The organism is Pseudomonas sp. RIT-PI-q (genome assembly GCF_001297125.1).
In the GTDB taxonomy this organism is placed as follows: Bacteria; Pseudomonadota; Gammaproteobacteria; order Pseudomonadales; family Pseudomonadaceae; genus Aquipseudomonas.
Genome location: NZ_LHPC01000049.1, coordinates 180654 through 201635 on the forward strand (window position 1 = coordinate 180654; position 20982 = coordinate 201635).

Annotated in this window: 22 protein-coding genes and 1 pseudogene; 15 read left to right on the plus strand and 8 right to left on the minus strand. The window is 59.5% G+C overall.

The genetic code is table 11. The annotated features are described in order from the left end of the window. Positions 1 to 204: 204 nt before the first annotated feature. The 3 genes from AEQ67_RS25955 to AEQ67_RS25965 are packed head-to-tail and all read right to left on the minus strand — an operon-like array spanning position 205 to position 1543. Positions 205 to 909: a YoaK family protein gene (locus tag AEQ67_RS25955; protein ID WP_059406627.1), complete on the minus strand. Its 705-nt coding sequence runs from the start codon at positions 907 to 909 to the stop codon at positions 205 to 207. A 35-nt stretch (positions 910 to 944) separates the two neighbouring features. Next, the gene (locus AEQ67_RS25960) at positions 945 to 1274 is read right to left on the minus strand and encodes a DUF6388 family protein (protein WP_059406628.1); all 330 of its coding nucleotides are present in this window, start codon (positions 1272 to 1274) and stop codon (positions 945 to 947) included. A gap of 20 nt (positions 1275 to 1294) precedes the next feature. Beyond that, positions 1295 to 1543 carry a hypothetical protein gene (locus AEQ67_RS25965; RefSeq protein ID WP_008154823.1) on the minus strand — a complete coding sequence of 83 codons (249 nt, stop codon included), beginning with the start codon at positions 1541 to 1543 and terminating at the stop codon, positions 1295 to 1297. Between the two features lie 147 nt (positions 1544 to 1690). Here AEQ67_RS25965 and AEQ67_RS25970 point away from each other — a divergent pair, with 147 nt between their 5' ends. Beyond that, entirely contained in the window at positions 1691 to 2041 is a 351-nt protein-coding gene (locus tag AEQ67_RS25970) for a hypothetical protein (RefSeq protein WP_059406629.1), read from the plus strand. Positions 2042 to 2152: 111 nt separating this feature from the next. On the opposite strand, the gene AEQ67_RS25975 is transcribed toward AEQ67_RS25970, so the two are convergent. Beyond that, entirely contained in the window at positions 2153 to 2584 is a 432-nt protein-coding gene (locus AEQ67_RS25975) for a GNAT family N-acetyltransferase (RefSeq protein WP_059406630.1), read from the minus strand. A gap of 152 nt (positions 2585 to 2736) precedes the next feature. Here AEQ67_RS25975 and AEQ67_RS25980 point away from each other — a divergent pair, with 152 nt between their 5' ends. After that, complete coding sequence (locus AEQ67_RS25980) at positions 2737 to 3174, plus strand: hemerythrin domain-containing protein (protein ID WP_059406631.1); 438 nt, start codon at positions 2737 to 2739, stop codon at positions 3172 to 3174. A 52-nt stretch (positions 3175 to 3226) separates the two neighbouring features. Next, positions 3227 to 3811 (plus strand): NUDIX domain-containing protein, encoded by a 585-nt coding sequence (locus tag AEQ67_RS25985; protein ID WP_059406632.1) that lies wholly within the window; start codon positions 3227 to 3229, stop codon positions 3809 to 3811. Positions 3812 to 3969: 158 nt separating this feature from the next. Here the strand turns inward: AEQ67_RS25985 and AEQ67_RS25990 are convergent, their stop codons facing one another. Beyond that, a complete protein-coding gene (locus AEQ67_RS25990; RefSeq protein ID WP_059406633.1) occupies positions 3970 to 4491 on the minus strand; it encodes a methylated-DNA--[protein]-cysteine S-methyltransferase in 522 nt (173 codons plus the stop codon). A gap of 137 nt (positions 4492 to 4628) precedes the next feature. On the opposite strand from AEQ67_RS25990, the gene ggt reads away from it, so the two are divergent. Continuing rightward, positions 4629 to 6356 (plus strand): gamma-glutamyltransferase, encoded by a 1728-nt coding sequence (gene ggt / locus AEQ67_RS25995; RefSeq protein WP_059406634.1) that lies wholly within the window; start codon positions 4629 to 4631, stop codon positions 6354 to 6356. A gap of 337 nt (positions 6357 to 6693) precedes the next feature. Then, positions 6694 to 7224, plus strand: a complete 531-nt coding sequence (locus tag AEQ67_RS26000) for a cysteine hydrolase family protein (protein WP_059406635.1) — start codon at positions 6694 to 6696, stop codon at positions 7222 to 7224. Positions 7225 to 7262: 38 nt separating this feature from the next. Here the strand turns inward: AEQ67_RS26000 and AEQ67_RS26005 are convergent, their stop codons facing one another. Both AEQ67_RS26005 and AEQ67_RS26010 read right to left on the minus strand, forming a co-directional pair. Next, positions 7263 to 7904 (minus strand): TetR/AcrR family transcriptional regulator, encoded by a 642-nt coding sequence (locus AEQ67_RS26005; RefSeq protein ID WP_059406636.1) that lies wholly within the window; start codon positions 7902 to 7904, stop codon positions 7263 to 7265. Between the two features lie 90 nt (positions 7905 to 7994). Further along, on the minus strand, positions 7995 to 8897 hold the full coding sequence (locus tag AEQ67_RS26010) for a LysR family transcriptional regulator (RefSeq protein ID WP_059406637.1): 903 nt from the start codon (positions 8895 to 8897) through the stop codon (positions 7995 to 7997). A gap of 146 nt (positions 8898 to 9043) precedes the next feature. On the opposite strand from AEQ67_RS26010, the gene AEQ67_RS26015 reads away from it, so the two are divergent. The 7 genes from AEQ67_RS26015 to AEQ67_RS26045 all read left to right on the plus strand — a co-directional run bounded on the left by AEQ67_RS26015 (position 9044) and on the right by AEQ67_RS26045 (position 17891). After that, entirely contained in the window at positions 9044 to 10543 is a 1500-nt protein-coding gene (locus AEQ67_RS26015; RefSeq protein ID WP_059406638.1) for a purine-cytosine permease family protein, read from the plus strand. Further along, positions 10540 to 11415 carry a nitrilase family protein gene (locus tag AEQ67_RS26020; RefSeq protein WP_059406639.1) on the plus strand — a complete coding sequence of 292 codons (876 nt, stop codon included), beginning with the start codon at positions 10540 to 10542 and terminating at the stop codon, positions 11413 to 11415. Before AEQ67_RS26015 ends, AEQ67_RS26020 begins: the two co-directional genes overlap by 4 nt. Positions 11416 to 11628: 213 nt before the next feature. Continuing rightward, positions 11629 to 12762 (plus strand): C45 family autoproteolytic acyltransferase/hydolase, encoded by a 1134-nt coding sequence (locus tag AEQ67_RS26025; protein WP_059406640.1) that lies wholly within the window; start codon positions 11629 to 11631, stop codon positions 12760 to 12762. Between the two features lie 67 nt (positions 12763 to 12829). After that, positions 12830 to 13771, plus strand: coding sequence for an ABC transporter permease (locus tag AEQ67_RS26030; RefSeq protein ID WP_059406641.1), 942 nt, complete (start codon positions 12830 to 12832; stop codon positions 13769 to 13771). Continuing rightward, positions 13768 to 14640: an ABC transporter permease gene (locus AEQ67_RS26035; RefSeq protein WP_082377955.1), complete on the plus strand. Its 873-nt coding sequence runs from the start codon at positions 13768 to 13770 to the stop codon at positions 14638 to 14640. Before AEQ67_RS26030 ends, AEQ67_RS26035 begins: the two co-directional genes overlap by 4 nt. Further along, positions 14640 to 16271 carry a dipeptide ABC transporter ATP-binding protein gene (locus AEQ67_RS26040; protein ID WP_059406642.1) on the plus strand — a complete coding sequence of 544 codons (1632 nt, stop codon included), beginning with the start codon at positions 14640 to 14642 and terminating at the stop codon, positions 16269 to 16271. The genes AEQ67_RS26035 and AEQ67_RS26040 overlap by 1 nt, the downstream gene beginning before the upstream one ends. Before the next feature lie 66 nt (positions 16272 to 16337). After that, positions 16338 to 17891 carry an ABC transporter substrate-binding protein gene (locus AEQ67_RS26045; protein ID WP_082377956.1) on the plus strand — a complete coding sequence of 518 codons (1554 nt, stop codon included), beginning with the start codon at positions 16338 to 16340 and terminating at the stop codon, positions 17889 to 17891. Between the two features lie 3 nt (positions 17892 to 17894). Here the strand turns inward: AEQ67_RS26045 and AEQ67_RS26050 are convergent, their stop codons facing one another. After that, positions 17895 to 18515 carry a GntR family transcriptional regulator gene (locus AEQ67_RS26050; RefSeq protein WP_063854478.1) on the minus strand — a complete coding sequence of 207 codons (621 nt, stop codon included), beginning with the start codon at positions 18513 to 18515 and terminating at the stop codon, positions 17895 to 17897. 107 nt (positions 18516 to 18622) lie between these two features. Here AEQ67_RS26050 and AEQ67_RS26055 point away from each other — a divergent pair, with 107 nt between their 5' ends. The 3 genes and pseudogenes from AEQ67_RS26055 to AEQ67_RS35565 all read left to right on the plus strand — a co-directional run. Next, positions 18623 to 19462: an alpha/beta fold hydrolase gene (locus AEQ67_RS26055; RefSeq protein ID WP_059406644.1), complete on the plus strand. Its 840-nt coding sequence runs from the start codon at positions 18623 to 18625 to the stop codon at positions 19460 to 19462. A gap of 88 nt (positions 19463 to 19550) precedes the next feature. Continuing rightward, positions 19551 to 20543 (plus strand): helix-turn-helix transcriptional regulator, encoded by a 993-nt coding sequence (locus AEQ67_RS26060; RefSeq protein WP_059406645.1) that lies wholly within the window; start codon positions 19551 to 19553, stop codon positions 20541 to 20543. A 273-nt stretch (positions 20544 to 20816) separates the two neighbouring features. After that, a pseudogene (locus tag AEQ67_RS35565) lies at positions 20817 to 20982 on the plus strand (IS5/IS1182 family transposase); the annotation flags it as partial.

Below are 20982 nucleotides of genomic sequence, written 5' to 3' on the forward strand. Positions count from 1 at the left end.
GATCAGCGAAACTGCGGCCATGATAAAGCTTTATCGGCGGGGCGGCTAAATCGATGTTGTCTGTGCGTGCGTCATCGCGGGCAAGTCGGATCGCCGCACCGCCGCTCCCACAGGGATTTGTGAGATGCCCAAGATCGTCGCTTCACCACAAAACCTGTGGGAGCGGGCTTGCCCGCGATGAGGCCCGAACAAGCCACACAAGATTCAGCGCGGCATATACCCCAACTGCCAACGCAGCGGAATCTTCAGCGACAGCAATCCCAGCGCCCCGGCCAGCAGCCCGCTGACAAACAGCGCCTTGAGCCCCAAGTGATGTTCCAGCACCGCGCCGAGCACCGCACCGGCAAACATGCCGGTCCAGGGGACCAGTTGCACGCGCCAGCCATTGCGCCGCTCGCCGAGCATCCAGCGCCCCAGGCCACGGCCGAAGCGCGACAGGGCGCCGGTGACGTAGGTCAGGCCGACCGGCAAACCGTTCACTTCTTCCACGGCGGCATTGAGCATGCCCATGGCGATGATTGCCGCCAGCAGCGCCGGCAACTGTTCGTCGTAGGGCCAGGCGGCGGAACCACAGAGCAGCATGGCGATGCACAGCAGCAAGGGCAGCGCCCGCCGTCCGCCGAGACGGCTGACGACGATGCCCAGGGCATTGCCGATGATGAACGTGGCAACGAGGGTCAGCAGGCGCAAGGTCAGGCCCAGGTCGCCGTCGCTGATGGCCACGGCGAGGCGGGTGGTGTTGCCGCTCATGAACGAAACGAAATCGCCACTGGCCATGAAGCCGATGGCGTCGGTCATGCCCGCGAGCACCGAGAGGCTGGCAACCAGCGTCATGCCGATGCGGCCGCGCCATTTGCGGGTATGCAGATGGCCTGGGCTGGCGCGGTCAGTCGAGAGGGATGGCAACATCGGCGAAGGTCGTCCTCAGGCAGCGACCGTAACGGTCACTTACTCAATCCATATAACTCGCAATACTCCAGCCAGTCCATATCGGCCATTTCGGCGACTTCCTTGTGCACTTCCATGCGCTGGGCCTGGTAGTCCTCAGGCGTCGGCGCGGTCAGTTGCAGCGTCAGCTCCCAGGCAAACAACCCCAGGCGCTCGGCTTCAGCTTCGAAGGCCTCATGCAAGCGTTCGTCGCGGTACTGCGCTGCGGTCTCACCCTTGGCCTGGGCCAATAGCGGGTTGAGGTGATCGAGTTCGTCGCGCAGTTGCGGGCGCTCATCGAGAAACCTCTTCAGCGCTTGCTCGTGTTGCTGTTCGGTTGCCGCCATGGTCGCTCCTTGAGAATGGGTTACGAAGATTGCTTCTTGCTGGCTTTCGCTGCAGCGGCCAGGCACTCGAGGGCAAACTGCTCGGGGTAGGTCATCTGGATCGGCGTGGTTTCGCCTTTGACGGTTCTTTCGCCGTCGAGGATGTAGCGGATGCGCTTGTCGGTGACGCCGATTCGCTTGGCGATCCAGGAGGGCGTCTGACCGATCTGGCTGATCAGCTTGTCGGCATACTCAGCGGTCGGTTTGTAATATTCGGCGTTGGGTGTCATGAGCGTTCCAAAAAATGAGCGATGCAGCGTTAATGGCGCGACAGGGTGCGCGAAACGTCACGCGGTGTCGCGGTATAAATGAAGTAAAGCAGAACGATACGCCGTGCCACGGTGATACAGTCCGCTTTTTCTTGATGAGCGAACGCAATGCGAATTCTGATGGTGGCGCTGGCGGTAACGTTGCTGGCGGGATGCGCCGGCTCGGCGATGAACGATGCCCGCAGCAAAGCCCCGTATAAAACCCTGAACTCGGACAAACCGGAAAAAGTCGTCGCCCAGTGCGTGCAGTTTTCCTGGCAGGACGAGGCGGTGTTCGGTGTCGATGCGGGTGCGTACTTGCAGCCGGGCGAGAAGAGCGGGACCACCGTTTACACGCGTTCGGCGGAGTCTTTTGTCGACGTGACCACGGATGCTTCTGGCACCGTATTGAGCTATTACGCGCAGCATGACGACTTTGTCGCCAAGCGCCGTTTGGCGGCGTTGGCCACCTGCCTTTAAGGCCAACGCAATACTCAATGTGGGAGCGGGCTTGCCCGCGATAGCGTAGTGTCAGACGGCATATTTGCTGATTGATCCACCACAATCGCGGGCAAGCCCGCTCCCACAGGGTTATGCGTCGTTGGTCAGGCGCTTCTGGAAAAACAAACGCTTATGGCCCGGCGGGTAGTCGACAATCTGGCCCAGCTCGCTGTAGCCGAGTTTCTGATAGAACCCCGGCGCCTGGAAGTCGAAGGTGTCGAGCCAGACCCCGATGCAGCCCTTCTCCCGCGCCAGGTCTTCGGCCATCTGCATCAACTTCGAACCCATACCCAGGCCCCGCGCCTGTTCCGGCACCGACAGCAATTCGATGAATAACCACTGGTAAAACACCCGGCCGTAGAGCCCGCCAAGGATGTCGCCGTTGTCGTCGCGGATCAGCAAGGCAATCGGTTCTTGCACCGAGACACCGGCCTTTGAGGCGTTATAGGCGCGCAGCGGCAGGAGAATCGCCTGCTCCTCCTCATCCGTGGGGTTTTGCGACTGTACGATGCGCATGTTCATCAGCTAAATCCTTATGGCTATGAGGGGACAATTCCCCCAAGCCTATCGCGGCCAGTGGTCATTGTTCCAGCCCCTTGGGTGGAACCGTCGATTGCGCGCAGGTGTCTAGCCTAAACAGCGTCATTCCAGAACGCGGCCGATGAGGACACCCCGTGAATATTTTCGAAGCCTTGCGCGAAAGCCATGAACGCCAACGCACCTATGCCGATGCGCTGATCCAGACCAGCGGCGACACGCCGGAGCGGGTCGAGGCTTACAAGCAACTGAAGTCTGAACTGCAGGCCCACGAAACCGCTGAAGAACGGCATTTCTACATCCCGCTGATGGAGTTCGACAACGGCGTCGACCTTAGCCGTCACGCGATTTCCGAACACCACGAGATGGACGAAATGATGGAGGAACTGGACGAGACCGAGATGTCCAGCCCGGCCTGGCTGGCGACTGCGAAGAAGCTCGCCGAGAAGGTCCATCACCACCTCAAGGAGGAAGAGCAGAAGTTCTTCCAGATGGCCGGCAAGTTGCTCGACGACAAACAGAAAGAGACGTTGGCCGGGCAGTATGTGAAGGAATACAAAGCGCAGCTTTCGTGAAGGTGTTTTCGTCTAAGATGTCGGCCCTCTGACGAAAAAAGGATGGATTGTCATGCCGAACACAGCCGAGCGGGTCAACATCATCGAGTCCCAGGTGTTGTCCCACGACTGGTATCTGCTGAAGAAAATTACCTTCGATTACCAGCGCAACAATGGCGAATGGCAACGCCAGACCCGCGAGGTCTACGACCGTGGCAATGGCGCGGCGATTCTGCTGTTCAACCGGGAAAAGAAAACCGTCGTATTGACCCGGCAGTTCAGGCTGCCGGTGTTCGTCAACGGTCACGATGGCTTGCTGATTGAAGTGGCGGCAGGGCTGCTCGAAGGGGCGGCACCGGAAGAGCGCATCCGCGGTGAAGCGGAGGAGGAAACCGGTTATCGCGTGCACCACGTGCAAAAGGTTTTCGAGGCTTATATGAGCCCGGGTTCAGTGACTGAAAAGCTGCATTTTTTCATCGCCGAGTACGACGCTTCATCGAAGGTCAGCGAGGGCGGCGGGCTGGAGGAAGAGACCGAAGAGCTGGAAGTGTTGGAGTGGTCGTTTGACGACGCGCTGGCGGCCTTTTATCGCGGGGAGATCTGCGACGCGAAGACCATCATGCTGTTGCAGTATGCAGCGATGAAAAACATCTTCTAAACCACAAAACAAAACCCTGTAGCAGCTGGCGCAGCCTGCGTTCGGCTGCGCAGCAGTCGTAAAACCATTCACTGCGGTGTTTCAGGTAAATCGCGGCGTACAGTTTTACGACTGCTTCGCAGCCGAATGCAGGCTTCGCCAGCTGCTACAAGATCGCGTTAATTTGAGAACAAATCATCCATCCTGCTGGCGCCCGGCCATTCGCAGCCTTCCAGCGTCAGCAGCAACTCCTTCGCTTCAAGCCCCCCGGCAAACCCCGTCAATTTCCCCGATGCGCCAATCACCCGATGACACGGCGCAACAATTGAAATCGGATTCTTGCCATTCGCTGCACCCACCGCCCTGACCGCGGCGGGGTTGCCGATCTGCTCGGCAATCTGGCTATAACTGCGGGTCTCGCCAAACGGAATGGTCAGCAGCGCCGCCCAGACCTTTTTCTGAAAATCGGTGCCGACAAAATCCAGCTCCAGCTCGAAGTGATCGCGGGTGCCGGCGAAGTATTCCCGCAACTGCTCTGCGGTGCGCACCAGGATCGGATTATCCGGCGCCTCGCTCATCGGCCCAAGCCGCACCCGGCCGGGTTTGTCGTTTTCCCCGAGGATGGCCGCCCGTCGCGCGCCATTCGCGACCAGCTTCAACTCGCCGACCGGAGAGGCCAGGGTGGTGCAGGTGTAAGTCATGCCGGCGGACTCCGCGGATGGGCTGGACAGGAGGCAAGCATACTGCCTCGACGGGGAGGCGCAATACGCAATCCCAGCCATACTGCCTACTGCTCTTGAAGCGTTTTCCTACTTAAAAAAGAAGAAGAGACCGACTCATGAAGTTCGAACCTTTTGCCAAATCGCTGATTGCGACCTCGTTGGCGCTCAGCTGCCTCAGTGCATACGCGGCCTCCGTGGCCCCCGTCGCGGCCGAAAACGGCATGGTGGTCACGGCCCAGCATCTGGCCAGTCATGTCGGCGTTGATGTGCTCAAGAACGGTGGCAACGCCGTCGATGCCGCGGTCGCGGTGGGTTATGCGCTGGCGGTGGTGTATCCCGCGGCGGGCAACCTGGGCGGCGGTGGTTTCATGACCATTCAACTGGCGGACGGGCGCAAGACCTTCCTCGACTTCCGCGAAAAAGCCCCCCTTGCCGCCACCGCCAACATGTACCTCGACAAGGAGGGCAACGTCGTCCCTGATCTGAGTACCCGTGGCCATCTGGCGGTCGGCGTGCCCGGCACTGTTTCCGGCATGGAGTTGGCACTGTCGAAATACGGCACCAAACCGCGCAAGGAAGTGATTGCCCCGGCGATCAAGCTCGCCGAAGACGGTTTTGTGCTGGAGCAGGGCGATGTCGATTTGCTCGACTACGCCACCGACGTGTTCAAGAAGGACATCAAGGACTCGGGCGCGATCTTCCTGAGCAACGGCGAACCGATGCAAGTCGGGCAGACACTGGTGCAAAAAGACCTCGGTAAAACCCTGCGGGAAATCTCCGAAAAGGGTGCCGACGGTTTCTATAAAGGTTGGGTGGCCGACGCCATCGTCACCTCCAGCCAAGCCAACAAAGGCATCATCACCCAGGCCGACCTCGACAAATACAAGACCCGCGAACTGGCCCCGATCGAGTGCGACTACCGTGGCTACCACGTGGTCTCGGCGCCGCCACCAAGCTCCGGTGGCGTGGTGATCTGCGAGATCATGAACATCCTCGACGGCTACCCGATGAAAGACCTCGGTTACCACTCGGCCCAGGGCATGCATTACCAGATCGAAGCGATGCGCCACGCTTATGTGGACCGCAACAGCTACCTCGGCGACCCGGACTTCGTGAAAAACCCGATCGCCCATCTGCTGGACAAAAACTACGCCACCAAACTGCGCGCCGCCATCGACCCGAAAAAGGCCGGCGTGTCCCGCGAGCTCAAACCCGGCGTAGCGCCGCACGAAGGCAGCAACACCACCCATTACTCGATCGTCGACAAATGGGGCAATGCGGTGTCGGTGACTTACACGCTCAACGACTGGTTCGGCGCCGGGGTCATGGCCAGCAAAACCGGGGTCATCCTTAACGATGAAATGGACGACTTCACCTCGAAAATCGGCGTGCCGAACATGTACGGCCTGGTGCAGGGCGAAGCCAACGCCATCGCCCCCGGCAAGGCACCGCTGTCGTCCATGAGCCCGACCGTCGTCACCAAGGACGGCAAAGTCGTGATGGTGGTGGGTACGCCCGGCGGCAGTCGCATCATCACCGCGACCTTGCTGACCATCCTCAACGTGATCGACTACGGCATGAACATCCAGGAAGCAGTCGATGCGCCACGTTTCCACCAGCAGTGGTTGCCGGAAGAGACCAACCTGGAAGCCTTTACCACCAGTCCGGATACGGTGAAGCTGCTCGAAAGCTGGGGCCACAAGTTTGCCGGGCCGCAGGATGCCAACCATCTGGCGGCGATTCTCGTCGGCGCACCGTCGCTCGAGGGTAAACCGGTGGGCAAGAACCGCTTCTACGGGGCGAACGACCCGCGTCGTAATACCGGGTTGTCGCTCGGTTACTGAGGCCCGAGGCCATCCCGGCTTACCGGGATGGCCCCGATTTTGTAGCAGCTGTCGAGCTTGCGAGGCTGCGTTCGGCTCTGTAGCAGCTGTCGAGTTTGCGAGGCTGCGTTCGGTTCTGTAGCAGCTGTCGAGCTTGCGAGGCTGCGTTCGGCTGCGAAGCAGTCGTGAAACCTGTGCATGCGGTTTACCTGAAACACCGCAGCGTCTGAATTCACGACTGCTTCGCAGTCGAACGCAGCCTCGCGAGCTCGACAGCTGCTACAAGCTGCTTCACGTTGAAGGGGGAGCGGATTCCAAGTCCGTTTCCGATCTATCGACCGATCAAGGAAGGAACTCCATGACCACCGCACTGTTAGTCATCGACGTCCAACGCGCCCTGTGCAGCGGCGAATACGAGTGCTTCAATATCAAGCGCGTCATCGAGAACATCAACAGCCTGAGCGCGAAGGCCCGCGATGCCGGTATCCCCGTCATTTTCATCCAGCACGAAGAAGGCGACCTGTTGAAACACGGCTCCGACGGCTGGCAACTGGCCGAAGGCCTGGAAACATCAGCGCAAGACCTGCATGTACGCAAAACCACTCCGGATTCGTTCTACCAGACCAACCTGCAAAAGCTGCTGCCGAAGGAGGATTTCGAACGCCTGATCATCTGCGGCCTGCAAACCGACTATTGCGTTAACGCCACTGTGCGCCAGGCGCATGAGCTGGGGTACGACGTGGTACTCGCTGCCGACGCCCATTCCACCGTCGATAACGGAAACCTCACCGCCGAAGACATTATCGCCGAGCACAACAAGGATTTGGCGCACCTGACCAGCGCTGTTTCCCGGATCGACGTCACGCCGACCCAGGCAATCCGCCTCTGAAACGCCAACCCCGGGCTGCACAGCAGCCCCAAACCCTCTCAGGTCGCGAACATCAGCGGTTGTTTAGCCTGTGCAACCTCCGGCACCACGCCGCCCAACACCAACCGGGTAATGGTCGCCGCCGCATTCCGATAGTCCGCATCCCTGGGCTTCTTCTGTCCGGTGATGTGCGCCATCTGCCAGCCCAGATTGGTATACGTGCGCGTCGCCGACCAGATAAACAGCATCAGATGCTGCGGATCCACCGGTGCCAGCAAGCCCCGATCAATCCAGCTGCGCAAACACTCGACGTTGCGCTGGGCCTCGGCATACAGCAAGTCCCGACACTCGGCCGGTAGTTGCCGGGCCCCCAGCAATAACTCGCTGCTGAATACTTTGGCGATGTGCGGATGTTCCCGAGCGATGCGGATCCGTGCGGCGATGTACGCCTGCAATCCCACGATAGGATCGTCGCTTTCGCGCAGCACCGCCGACGCTGCCAGCAGCGGCTCGACAAACCCGAGCAGCACCTTGGCGTAGAGGTTTTCCTTGCTCTGGAAGTAGTAATACAGATTCGCTTTCGGCACACCCGCACGCGCTGCGATGTCCCGCGTCTGGGTGGCGTCGAAGCCTTTGGCGGCGAACTCTGCGCTGGCGGCCTCCAGAATGAGGTGCTGGTTGTGCTGACGAATACGGCTCATGGCGATGTCTTGGCGATTTAAGCTGCGCAATATACAAAACTATATAGCGAGTGAGCCAGCCGCGAACTCGGTCATCGGTCGATTGCACGTTTACGCCGGTGCGAAAATATCGATCAGCTCCGTCAGGAACGCACTGACCAGATCCCGTTGCCGTGCCGAATGCCGAACCGCCGCGTGAAAGCCCACCTCATAGCGCAGCAGCTCTGGGTTCAGCGGGTGCAACTGGCCCAGTTGTTCATGCTTGGCCGCGTAGTGCTGCGGCAGGAAGCCCAGGTGCTGGCCGGACAGAATCAGCAGGGCGGCGCCGTCCATGCTGTCGGTGAGCACGGTCAAGCGCTCGATCGAGGCGGGGGCCGGCATTTCCGGCAAGGGGGGGCTGGGCCACACCCAATCGTATTCGCTGACATCCTCTCGGCTCAGCGCACCAACGTGCTCGAACAACGGGTGAGAGGGTGCGCAATAGGCGATCTGGGTTTCCTGGAACAACGGGAAGTAATCAATGTTGGGCAAGCGGTGCCAGAAGTAGCCGATGGCCAGATCGATATGGCTGTTGATGATTTTCTCTTCGAGCAGCGATGACGACAGCTCGGTGAAGTGAAAATACAGCCCTTCGTGCCGGGAGCGTAAACGGGCAATGGCCAGGGCGATTTTCTTGTTGGCCAGCGGATCGATTTGGCCGAGCAGGCCGATGTTGATGTTGCCCGAGACCTTGCGATTGATGTGCTGGACTTCAACCCGGAAGCCTTCGGCAGCCGCCAGCAAGCGGCGGGCGGCCTCAACAAACTGGCCACCCTTGGGCGTCACCGAAAATCCGCCGCGCCCGCGTTCGCACAGACGAAATCCGACCCGCGCTTCGAGCGTTGCCAATTGCGCGCTGATGGTCGGTTGCGTGGTGTTGAGGGCGGTTTGCGCCGCCGAGATCCCGCCCGCCTCAACGACGGTCAGGAATACCCGGATCAAGCGTAGATCCAGTTCCGATACAGTTCCCAGCATGCCTTCCCCCATCCTCACTCACATAGACGCTAATCTATGTAAACAGTGTGCCTGCGATATTTTATAGCCCTGAACAACGCCCTACATTGCAGTGAAACCGGCGATCTGCCCATAAAAACAACAATTAACTGCATAGGAACAATCGTATGTCAGTGTCTCCGCATTCTGCGCACGCCATCGAGGCGAATAGCGGGTTGGCCATCGAAGACCACTCGATCGATTACATCCCGGAAAACGAACGTCACGCCAAGCTCAGCAGCCAGGGGCCTTTCTGGTTCTTGGGCAACTTCCACTTCTTCACCATCTCTATCGGTTTCGTCGGCCCCAGCCTCGGCTTGTCAGTGCTGTGGACGATGCTGGCCGGTGCGCTGGGCATTATGTTCGGCACGATCTTCATGGCGTTTCACGGTTCGCAAGGGCCGGAAATGGGCCTGCCACAAATGATCCAGTCCCGTGCCCAGTTTGGTTATCGCGGAGTGATCCTGGCCCTGATGGCGACGATGTTTGTGTTCGTCGGTTTCAACGTGGTGAACATCTCGCTGATCATGAGTGGCCTGGAGCATGTGTTCGGCATCGACCCGACCATCGTCGCCGTTGCGGTGGTGCTGATCGGCGCGCTGCTGTCGATCTACGGCCATGACCTGATGCACAAAGCTTTCAAGTGGGCGTTGCTGGCCACGTTGCCGCTGTACGCGCTGGTCACCATCGCCCTGATGTTCGGCGCGGGGCAGGAGGGCGTCACCCCGGCGACCGACCTGGGTTTCAACTGGGTGGCCTTTGCCACGCTGTTTGCCATTGGTGCGAGCTACAACATTTCCTATGCGCCGTATGTCTCCGACTATTCCCGCTACCTGCCGAAAAACACCAGCCGGCCGAAACTGATCGCGGCGGTGTTCATCGGTGCCTCGTTGTCGGGCAGCTGGATGATCGGCCTCGGTGCCTGGCTGGCGCAGCAGTTGAAAGCGGCGGATGCGCTGGTCGCACTGAACCAGGTCGGTTCATCGATGATTCCTGGCTTGGGCAACGTGTTGGTGATCGTCTCGGTCGCGGGTTTCCTGCCGATCATCGCGCTCAACACTTACAGCGCCATGCTGACGTTGTTGACCGGAGTCGACTCGATCAAAAAAATCACCCCGACCCCTCGCGCCCGAGTGCTGTCGATCTCGGTGATCAGCGTCATTCTGTTGACCTGCGTGTTGTCGATCAAAGGCGACGGCATCGCACTGTTGAACACCTTCCTGGTGCTGCTCCTGTACTTCCTCGTGCCTTGGACCGCGGTCAATCTGGTGGACTACTTTTTCGTGCGCAAGGGCCGCTACGCGATCCCGCATTTCTTCACGCCCAAGGGCATCTACGGCGCCTGGCAATTTCGCGGCATCGTCTCCTACCTGATCGGCTTCGCCGCGATGGTGCCGTTCTTCTACATCTTCGATGCCGCCGCGGGTAAAGAAGTGTTCGTCGGACCACTGGCGCGCATGCTCGAAGGCGTGGACATTGCCTGGCTGGTGGGCCTGGTGGTGTCGGGCCTGACGTATTACCTGCTCAGTCGGTCGATAGACCTGGCCTACGAAGGCCGGATCATCGACGCCATTACCGAGCGCGACATTGTCGCCATGGCCCATCAATCCGTGGAGGAGGGGCGTTGAACAGCGCAAAAAAAACCGTGGTCGCCTGCTGCCAACTGGCACCAAAAATAGGCGACCTCGCTTACAACCGCACACTCACAGAACGGGCGATTCGCTCGGCCGCCTATCAGGGCGCGCAGGTGGTGGTGCTACCGGAACTGGTGCAGAGCGGCTACCTGTTTGCCGACCGCAGCGAAGCACTGTCCTTATCCGAAACGGTCGAAGGCCCCATTCTGAGTCTGTGGGGGGCGCTGGCGAAGGAGCTGAACATCGTCGTGGTCGGCGGTTTCTGCGAGCGGCTGGCCGGCAATGAACTGGCCAATAGCGCGGCGATGGTCGATGCCCAGGGCCTGCGCGCCGTGTACCGCAAGGCGCACCTGTGGGATGGCGAGAATGAAATTTTCAGCGCCGGCAACGAAGCACCGCCGGTTGTAGACACGGTGCATGGACGCATCGCCATGCTGATTTGCTACGACCTGGAGTTCCCCGAGTGGGTGCGCCTGCCGGCGCTGGCCGGCGCAGTTCTGCTCTGCGCGCCGGTCAATTGGCCTGACGGACCACGGCCACTGACCGAGCGGCCGGCGGAAGTGGTGCGGGTCCAGGCCAATGCCTCAGTGAACCGGATGTTTATCGCCGCGTGTGACCGACACGGCCACGAGCGCGGTGTCGGTTGGGTGCAGGGCTCGGTCATCGTCGATGCCGATGGCTACCCGTTGGCCGGGCCGGCGGAGCAGGGCGGCGAGCAGATTTTGCTGGCGACGCTGAACCTGGCCGAGGCGCGGAACAAGCGCATCAGTGCGCGTAACGATCTGCATCGGGATCGACGGTCGGAGTTGTATTGGCCTCAAGCACCCGCGTCCCGAAACGCCGAATCAATGACCCGCCAAACGTAAAATCCCCTCCTGCTACGACGGTGGTACGGACAAGTGCTTCGTGCCACTTTTTTACACATTTGTGAATTTCCTACCCAATTTAACGACCGGAAACGGTGCATTTTACCGGCGCTATTTTATTGGTTTTCAAATTGGCGCCAATATTGATTGGGTTTTTATAAAATTGGTCTGATCCTTGCTCTAGGTCTTGCTCAAACTATTTGAGGGCATGGCATGAGTGGTCAATTTCCGTGTATTGAACTGAGTGGCGGGCCATTCGCCCGAGGCGTGCAGTACGGCAAAGCCTGCCCAAAGATCATCGCTCGCAGCATTGAAATCTACGGCCAGCAACTGCTGGACATGGGCTATGACTGGGCCGGTATCAAGCGCCTGGTCAATCAATTCATACCCAATATCGAAGCGTTCGAGCCGCAGTACCTGGAAGAGATGCGCGGCATCGCGCAAGGCTCCGGTCACGACTTCGAAGCCATTGTGCTGATCAATGCCCGTACCGAGATCATTCACCTTGGCCGGCGTTCGATGCAGGACAAGCCGGAGCTGGATGGCTGTACCGGCGCGATCATCCTGCCTGGCGCCACGGCGAACAATGAGGTGTTGCATGGGCAAAATTGGGACTGGCGCATGGAGTGTGCAGAGACCGGCGTGGTCCTGCATATTCGCCGTGACGACGGCCCCGATCTGCTGACATTCACCGAAGCCGGTGGCCTGGCCCGGGCGGGCATGAACTCCATCGGCACCGCGATTACCGGTAACAACCTGGAATCGGATCGTGACTATCAAACGCTCGGCGTGCCATTGCCGCTGATCCGCCGCAAGGCGCTGGAAGCCAATCATTTCGCCCTGTCGATGAAAGCCGTGGCGGTGACGCCAAAGTCCGGTTCGAACAACATGATGCTCAGCCATGCGGCCGGGTTTGGCATCAACTACGAATGCGCACCCGATGAAGTGTTCCCGCTGTTCGAGGTCGATGACCTGTTGGTGCATGCCAACCATTGGCGCAGTCCGGTCGCACAAATCAAACTGAAGAACACTGGCATCAGTGGTGCACCCGAAAGCTTTTACCGTGATTTGCGTGTCGAGAAATTGCTCAAGCCGTTTCATGGCAGCCTGACGCTGGAACACCTGAAAAGTGCGTTTTTCGATGATTTCGGCACGCCATTCGCGGTCTGCCGACCACCGCGTCCGAGTTCTGGCGGCGAGGACAATTTGTCGGCAACGGTGGCGATGATTTTGATGCGCCCAGCCAGCGGTTTCATGGAAATCGCTTCCTTGCCGGCGATCAATCGCACCTTTGGGCAATATCGCCTGGAGATGGAATCCGACTACGCCCGTTACGCCACCTGGTAAGCATTGAATCGTTGGTAGCCTGTGCACTGCCCAAACGAGGGCGGTGCTTCAACATCGAGGAACCTACATGCTTCGTTTGATCGTTCAGCGTCTGGCCATGGCGGTCCCGACGTTACTGCTGATTTCTATCGCGGTCTTCGCGATGATCCGGCTGATACCCGGTGACCCGGCGCTGCTGATGCTGGGCGATATGGCTGATCCGGCCAGTTTGATCAAATTGCGCCAGTCGCTCGGGCTGGATCAGCCGGTGATCGCGCAGTACCTGATCTGGCTCAAGGCCGTGTTCCAAGGGGATCTGGGCTTTTCGATTACCAGTCATGAGGCGGTTTTGCCGCTGGTGCTTGAAAGGTTCAGCGTCAGTGTGACCATCGTTCTGACGGCGGTGGCGCTGGCGGCGGTAATTGCCGTTCCCCTCGGCATGCTGGCGGCGTGGAAACAGGACTCGCTGGTTGATTTGGGACTGGTGACGACCGCGACGTTGTTACTGTCGATCCCCGGTTTCTGGATGGGCCTGCTGCTGCTGTATGTGTTTGGCCTGGAATTGGGCTGGTTGCCGGTGGTGGGGTATGTGCCGTTTTCGGCTGACTTCGGCAAGGCGCTGGCCTACATCATTTTGCCGGTGGCCACGCTGGTGCTGCATGAAAGCGGCGTGATTATCCGGATGCAGCGTGCCAGTTCGATCGAAGTCTTGCGCCTGGACTACATCGCCCATGCCCGAGCCAAAGGCTTGTCGGAGCGTGCGGTGCTCTGGCGCCATACGCTGCGCAACGCCTTTGCACCCACCTGGACACTGATCGGCCTGATCCTCGGCAACCTGCTGGGCGGGATCGCCGTCATCGAAACGGTGTTCACCATTCCGGGCATCGGGCGCCTGATGGTCGACTCCATTTATGCACGTGATTACCCGGTACTGCAGGGCTGCCTGTTGCTCATTACGTTCGTCTACGTGTTGGTCAACCTGCTCGTAGATTTGATGTATCCGCTGTTCGATCCTCGGGTGAAAGCATGAAGACTCTAAGCGAAATTGCCGCGCCGCCGACTGCTGCGCCGAAGACCTCCAGGCACAAGCGTCCGTTGTCGTTCAACGCGCTGATCGGCGGCAGCCTGCTGGCGGTGCTGGTGCTGCTCGCGGTGGCCGGTATCGTCTGGACGCCTTATGACCCGCTGCGCCTGGACCTGGCCCATCGATTTATGGCGCCGTCCTGGCCACACATTCTGGGTACTGATGAGTTCGGTCGCGACGTGTTCAGCCGCATCATTATCGGCGCCCGCACCAGCCTGTGGATCAGTTTGTTGACGGTGATACTGGCCATCAGCATCGGCACCCTGTTCGGCTTGCTCGCCGGTTATTTGCGTGGCTGGACCGATCGCCTGTTGATGATGGTCAACGATGCCTTGCTGGCATTCCCCGGCATGTTGCTGGCGCTGGGGTTGCTGGCGATTGTCGGCGCGAGTCAGTACGGCATCGTGCTGGCGCTGGGCCTGGCCTATATCCCCACCGTCGTGCGAGTGGTGCGCAGCACCGTGTTGTCGCTGCGTGAACGAGAGTTCATCGAAGCCTCCAGGGTCATTGGCAACAGCGAGCTGTACACAATGTGGCGGCATATCGCGCCGAACTGCGTGGCACCGTTGATTGTCCTCGCTACCAGCATGTTTGGCTGGGCGATTCTCTCGGAGAGTGCCCTGAGCTTTCTCGGGCTGGGGGTTCCGCCGCCTGCGGCGACGTGGGGCAACATGCTGGCCTCCAGCCGTCCTCATCTGGTCACGGCACCCTGGCTGGGTTTCTTCCCCGGCTTGATGATCTCCATTGCCCTGATCGGCATCAATCTTTTCGGTGACGCCCTGCGTGATCGCCTTGACCCCCGGATGAGTCGCTAATGGAAACCGTCAAGCCTTTGCTTCGCGTGAGTAATCTGTGCATCCAGGCCGGTCCCGAGGGTTCGCTTGCGGTCGACCACCTGAGTTTCGACATGGCGCCCGGCGAAATCGTCGCGCTGGTGGGTGAGTCCGGCAGCGGCAAAACCATGGCGGCGCGCGCCGTCATCGGTTTGTTGCCGCCGCCGATGCGGGTCGCGTCCGGTCGTATTGAATTTGCCGGCACCGACCTGTGCACCTTGGCGTACGAGCAGTTGCGTGATGTGCGTGGCTCGAAGATCGGGATGGTGTTTCAGGAACCGATGGTCTCGCTCAACCCGACCATGACGATCGGCCAACAGATGGCGGAAGGGTTGCGCCTGCACACCGATCTGGACGAAAAAACCATTCTTGCCCGGTCGTTGGAGATGCTGCGGCGGATCGGCATGGATGATCCGCAACGCTGTCTGAATGCCTTTCCTCATGAGTTCTCCGGCGGGATGCGGCAACGCATCATGTTGGCCTCGGTGATGTTGTTGCGCCCGGCGCTGTTGATCGCCGACGAGCCGACCACCGCGCTGGACACCCTGGCCCAGGCCGACGTCATCGAACTGATGCTCGAACTGACGCGGGAGGAGGGCACCGCGATCTTGTTCATCAGCCATGATCTTTCGCTGGTGGTGCGTCATGCCCATAAAGTCGTGGTGATGCGCAGCGGCAAAGCAATCGAAAGCGGCCCGACCGAACAAATCCTGCTCGGTCCCAAGGCTGAATACACTCGGCAATTACTCGAAGCGCTGCCTACGCGCGGCCACCTTGACAGCGCACCGCTGGCCTCGCCGCTGGTGGACATGCGCAACGTCACCATCGAACATCCGGGGCGTCAGGGGTTCCTCTGGCGCGGTAAAGCCAAGCGCGCCGTGGATGGGGTCAGTCTGCAGATCAATGCGGGTGAGACGCTGGCGCTGGTTGGCGGCAGTGGCTCGGGTAAAACCACCCTTGGCCGCTCGGTCGTCGGGCTGGTCAGTCCTATTGCGGGCGAGATCTTTTTCGATGGTGTCGACATTCTTAAAAGCGCCAATCGCGAGCATCGATTGCAGTGCCAGATGATCTTTCAGGACCCGGTGTCGTCCCTCGATCCGCGCGCCCGGATTTCGGAGATTCTCGCTGAACCACTGCGCCATGTACCGGGCCTCAGTCGCGAGCAGCGTGCCGAGCGCGTGCGCATCATCCTGCACGATGTCGGTCTCGACCCGCTGTTTGCCGACCGCTTCCCCCACCAACTCTCGGGCGGTCAACGGCAACGCGTGGCGATTGGTCGGGCGCTGATCCGTCACCCCAAGCTGGTGATTGCCGACGAGCCGATTTCCGCCCTCGACATGACCATTCAAAAGCAGATTCTGGAGTTGTTTGAGCGGCTGCAAAAGCAGTACGGCTTTGCCTGTCTGTTCATCTCGCATGACCTGGCGGCGGTGGAGCGAATTGCTCATCGCGTGGCCGTCATGCAGCAAGGCCGACTGGTGGAAATCGGCACCACCGCGCAAGTGTTCGATAACCCGCAACACGCCTTCACTCATCGACTGCTGGCGGCCGCCAATCCGTTGGTGCGACTGGCCGATGGCAGTTATCAATTGCGCGGCAGTGCTGCTGTGTGAAGGACTTTGAAGGCCGTCACACCTGTGGCGGCGTGAACCTGTTTGAGCATTATCAAGGACTCGCTTATGAATCGCTTTTTAGTAAACGCTCTGACGCTGAGCATGATGACCATGATCGGTTGCGGTGTCGCACAGGCGCAGACCTTGCGCCTGGCAATGAACTCCGATATTCGCAGCCTGGATCCTGGGGTCAATCGGGATGACCGTTCCGATGCGGTCGTGTTGCATATGACCGAAGGGCTCGTCGCCTATGGGGAAAAGGGCGAAGTCAAACCGCTACTGGCACAGAAGATTGACATCTCCGCCGATGGCCTGACCTACACCTTCACCTTGCGCCCCGGTGTGAAGTTCCATAACGGCGAGTTGTTGACCGCCGGCGACGTGCTGTGGAGCTGGAACCGCGACATGGACCCCAAGACTCAGTGGCGCTGCCTGCCGGAGTTCGATGGTAGCGGCATGACCAAGGTCACCAAAGTCACCGCACCGGATGACCATACCGTGGTGATGGAGCTGGAAAAGCCCAGCGGCATGTTCCTCGCCACGCTGGCGCGTACCGATTGCGGCGGCACCGCCGTGCTGAACAAAGCCTCGGTCAATGCTCAGGGTGAGTTCGTTTCGCCGATCGGCACTGGCCCTTACCAGTTGGGTGAGTGGAAGCGCGGACAGTACGTCACGCTGAATAAATTCGCTGGCTACCAAGCCTTGCCCGGTCCACGCGACGGCTACACCGGCGGTAAAAACGCGCTGACCAATGAAGTACGGTTTGTGATTATTCCCGATCAGGCGACGGTCAAGGCAGCGCTCTTCTCGGGCGATCTGGACATGGCTGAAGTCACCGAAACGGACCTGCCGGAAATCAAGACTCACGCAACGCTCAAGGTCTCGACAGACCCCAGCGCGACCATGAATGTGCTGATGTTCCAGACCCGGGATCCGTTGCTCAAGGACAAGCGGATTCGTCAGGCCATTGCTGCGGCCATTGATGTCAAACAACTGGTGGCGACCACGAGCAACGGCTTCGGTGTGCCCAACAACTCCATCATCAGCGTGGCCTCCAACTACTACGGCCCGAGCGAGAAACAAGGTTTTACCTACGACCCACAGAAGGCTGCGCAACTGCTCCAGGAGGCAGGCTATCGCGGCCAACCGCTGACGATTGTCGCCAACAAGCGCTCGATGGTGCCCAGCTATGACCTGGCCATTATTGCCCAGGCGATGCTGCAGGCAGTCGGCATCAACGCGCAGGTGGAAGTCATGGAATGGGGCACTCAGCTCGAGCGTTATCAGGCCGGGCGGTATCAGGCGATGTCCTTCACCTATTCGGCGCGCTTCGATCCGGCGCTGAGCTTCGAGCAGGTGACGGGTAACAAGGATAAGGAGTCGCGCAAGGTCTGGGAGGATCCTGTGGCGATTGAGTTGCTGAGCCAGGCACTGAAGGAAGGTGATGTCGCCAAGCGCCAGTCAATCTTCGATCAGCTGCATGAGCGCTTCATCGATCAAGTGCCGATGATCGTCATGTACAACGGCCTGGATATTGTCGCGCTGAATCAGAACGTCGAGGGCTACGACGCCTGGATCGGGCAGAAACCACGCCTGTGGGGCGTCAGCATCAAGCCTTGAGATTCATTGCTCCAGCGGGGTTTGACGGATGTGCGCCGCGATCAGTCGCTTGAGGTGTTCGCGGTCACCGTTACGCAGGGCGTCAAGTATCTGGAAGTGTTCGCGGGCCGACTGCTCTGCGCGCAGATGCGTGCGCCAGGTGCCCCCTGGAGACGATGGCGGACGGCTGCGAATTTCTTCAATGAACTCGATCATTACCCGGTTGGTGCACATGTCGTAGATCCCGCGATGAAACTCGAGATTCGCGGTGTAGCACTCTTGCATCGTGCCTTCGTTGACCAGGCGACTGAAGCGCTGGGCGATGAGGTCCAGCGCTTGCAACCGTTCTTCGGTGACGTCCATTTGGTCGACCGCTGCACACTCGAGTGCGATGCGAACTTCGCGGGTATCGGACACCTGGGCCAGATCAGGGGTGTGGACGTAGTACCCCCGATTGGGGATGTGTTCGACCATGTTTTTGAGGGTCAGTTGGTCCAGCGCGCGGCGGATGTCCAGCCGTGTACAGCCGTAACGTTGCTCCAGATCGATCTGCTTGAGCCAACTGCCGGTCGGAAGTACCCCGGCATTAATGTCGTTTGAAATCAGCAGTACCAAATGGCTGCGATCAGTAGTTTTTTTGTTCAAAAGTGACTTCCACAAAACTTGGACGTGGGCGTGTGAGTCGTCGACCGTGCATGACCCTTACCCGCTGTAGTTTTCAATAATGGCACAATTATCAACGAGGTTTCACAATGTTGAGCAACCCTCAAGACACCCCGGCAGCGCGGCATCGGCAGATGTACTACCGAGGTAGCACGACCATTTTTTCGTGCCGTAAGGATCCGCGTTTTGCCTATTGCCTTTACGTTCCGCAGACGTTCGATCAAGCGCCGGAGGGCCACCGCCTGCTGGTCGCGGTCCATGGCACCGGGCGCACAATGGTCGAGTATCGGGATGCGTTTGCCGAGTTCGGGCGCTTCAATCGTTACATCATTCTGGCGCCGCTGTTTCCGGTAGGTCCATTGGGCGATGGCAACCCCCATGGTTTCAAATACCTCAAGGAAGGGGACATTCGATACGACGAAGTCCTGCTGGCAATGGTTGATGAAGTCGGCGAGGCGCTCAGCACTTCGTTCGAGAAGTTTTCATTGTTTGGGTATTCGGGCGGCGGGCACTTCGCCAACCGATTTTACTACCTGCACCCCGAACGTCTACGTTCCGTTTCCATCGGTGCACCGGGCTCGGTGACCTTGATTGATGAGGGGCGCGATTGGTGGGTTGGCACGGGAGGGATCGAAGCGATTTTTGGCAAACGCCTGAATCTCGAAGCGCTGCGAGAGGTGGATGTTCAATTGTTGGTGGGCGCCGCAGACCTCGAGACCTGGGAAATTCATTACGCACCCGGTTCAGTGCAATACATGGACGGTATCAACGACGCGGGGCTTACGAGGGTGGAGCGCAATACAACCTTGGCTCGCAACCTTGAGGCCCACGATATTCGCGTGCAACAAGACATAGTTCCTAACACAGCTCACGCCGGAATTTCGGTCGTGCCTTATGTTCAGGATTTCCTGTTGCAGCTACGCGAGTGAAACAGCGCGCCGGGCTGGACGCCGTCGCTGCGCTTATGGCATGGTCAAAACAATAATACGCCATGTAGTAGCGAACGGGATCAGAACGATGGAGGAGGCTGATGAGGTCGGCGCCGTGGCGTCGATGGCCACGCTGAAGGCGTTTAATCAGTGCGTATTGCACCTGGGGCGTCTCGCGCGAGATCGCGGCGCCTCGCAATTCATCGCCGACGGCTTGCAGGCATTTAGCCAACTGGTGCCCTTCGCTTCGGCCTGGTGGGGCGAAATGTCCCCGTCACCCGCTCAAAGCTGGATGCACGGGCGGATCAACCTGCCCGAGTCGTTTGCCGTCGAATGGCACAAGGTGGCGGTCAGTGACAGATTTTCCCATGAGACCTTGAGTCAACCCGGGGAAGTCGTGCGCGACAGTGGCTTCACCGACCCCTGCGAGGAGGTGAACGACTTTGCACGGCGTCACGACCTTTACCACCTGATGTGCATCACCTTCGAACTGCCCGAAAGCGGCCTGGTGTTTTTTGTCTGTTTGTACCGTGGCCTTCAAGCGTCGGCGTTCAACGAACGTGAGGCCGGCTTGTTTTCGGCTTTCTGCGATCACCTGTTGCAGCTGTGGCGATTCCAGGTGCAGGACATGATCCGGGTCGACACGGGCAACGCAGCGAGCGACTTCGGAATCGCGCGTCTGGACGGCAGTCTGCTTTACGTGGGAGCCAGTCTGTGCGCGGCCATTCAGCGCGAATTGCCTGGATGGAGCGGCTCGATGCTCCCGCCCGAGGTGGTCGAGCAACTGCAAAAAGCGCCTTGCGTCATGCGCCTGGGTCGCTGTGCACTGACGCTGAGTCCCAACGCCGAGCATGTGATCCTGTCACTTGAAACACAGTCACGCGGTGCCGTGCTGGCACCTCGCGAACGGACCGCCGCCATGTTGTTTGCCGCCGGCCACTCCTACAAGGAAATCGCCAAAATTCTTGTGTTGAGTCCTGCGACAGTGCGCACCTACCTGCGCAACTGCTACTTGCAGCTCGGCGTCAAAAGCAAGGTGGAACTGGGCTCGGCCCTGCGCTCGCCGAACACCACACCCTAAGCCCAAGCGCGCCCCCTGTACCAACCTGCGTCCGGCCCTGTAGGAGCTGTCGAGCCTGCTGCGTTCGGCTCTGTAGCAGCTGTCGAGCTTGCGAGGCTGCGTTCGGCTGCGCAGCAGTCGTGAAATCATACGATGCGGTGCATCAGATACACCGCGCACTCAGGGTTTACGACTGCTGCGCAGCCGAACGCAGCCTCGCAAGCTCCAGAGTGTGCAAAAACGTGGAAACAAACCCTTGCTATGATTTCCCAGAATTTATCGCAAGGGTCGCCCATGAAACGCTTCATCCAAGGTGAACATCGAGGTCAAAGCACCTTGCTCCCCGAGAGCCTGGACGATTACGTCAGCGACACCAATCCGGTGCGTGTTGTCGATGTCTTCGTGGATGAGCTCGACCTTATCACCTTGGGTTTTGAAAGCGCTGTTCCGGCTGAAACTG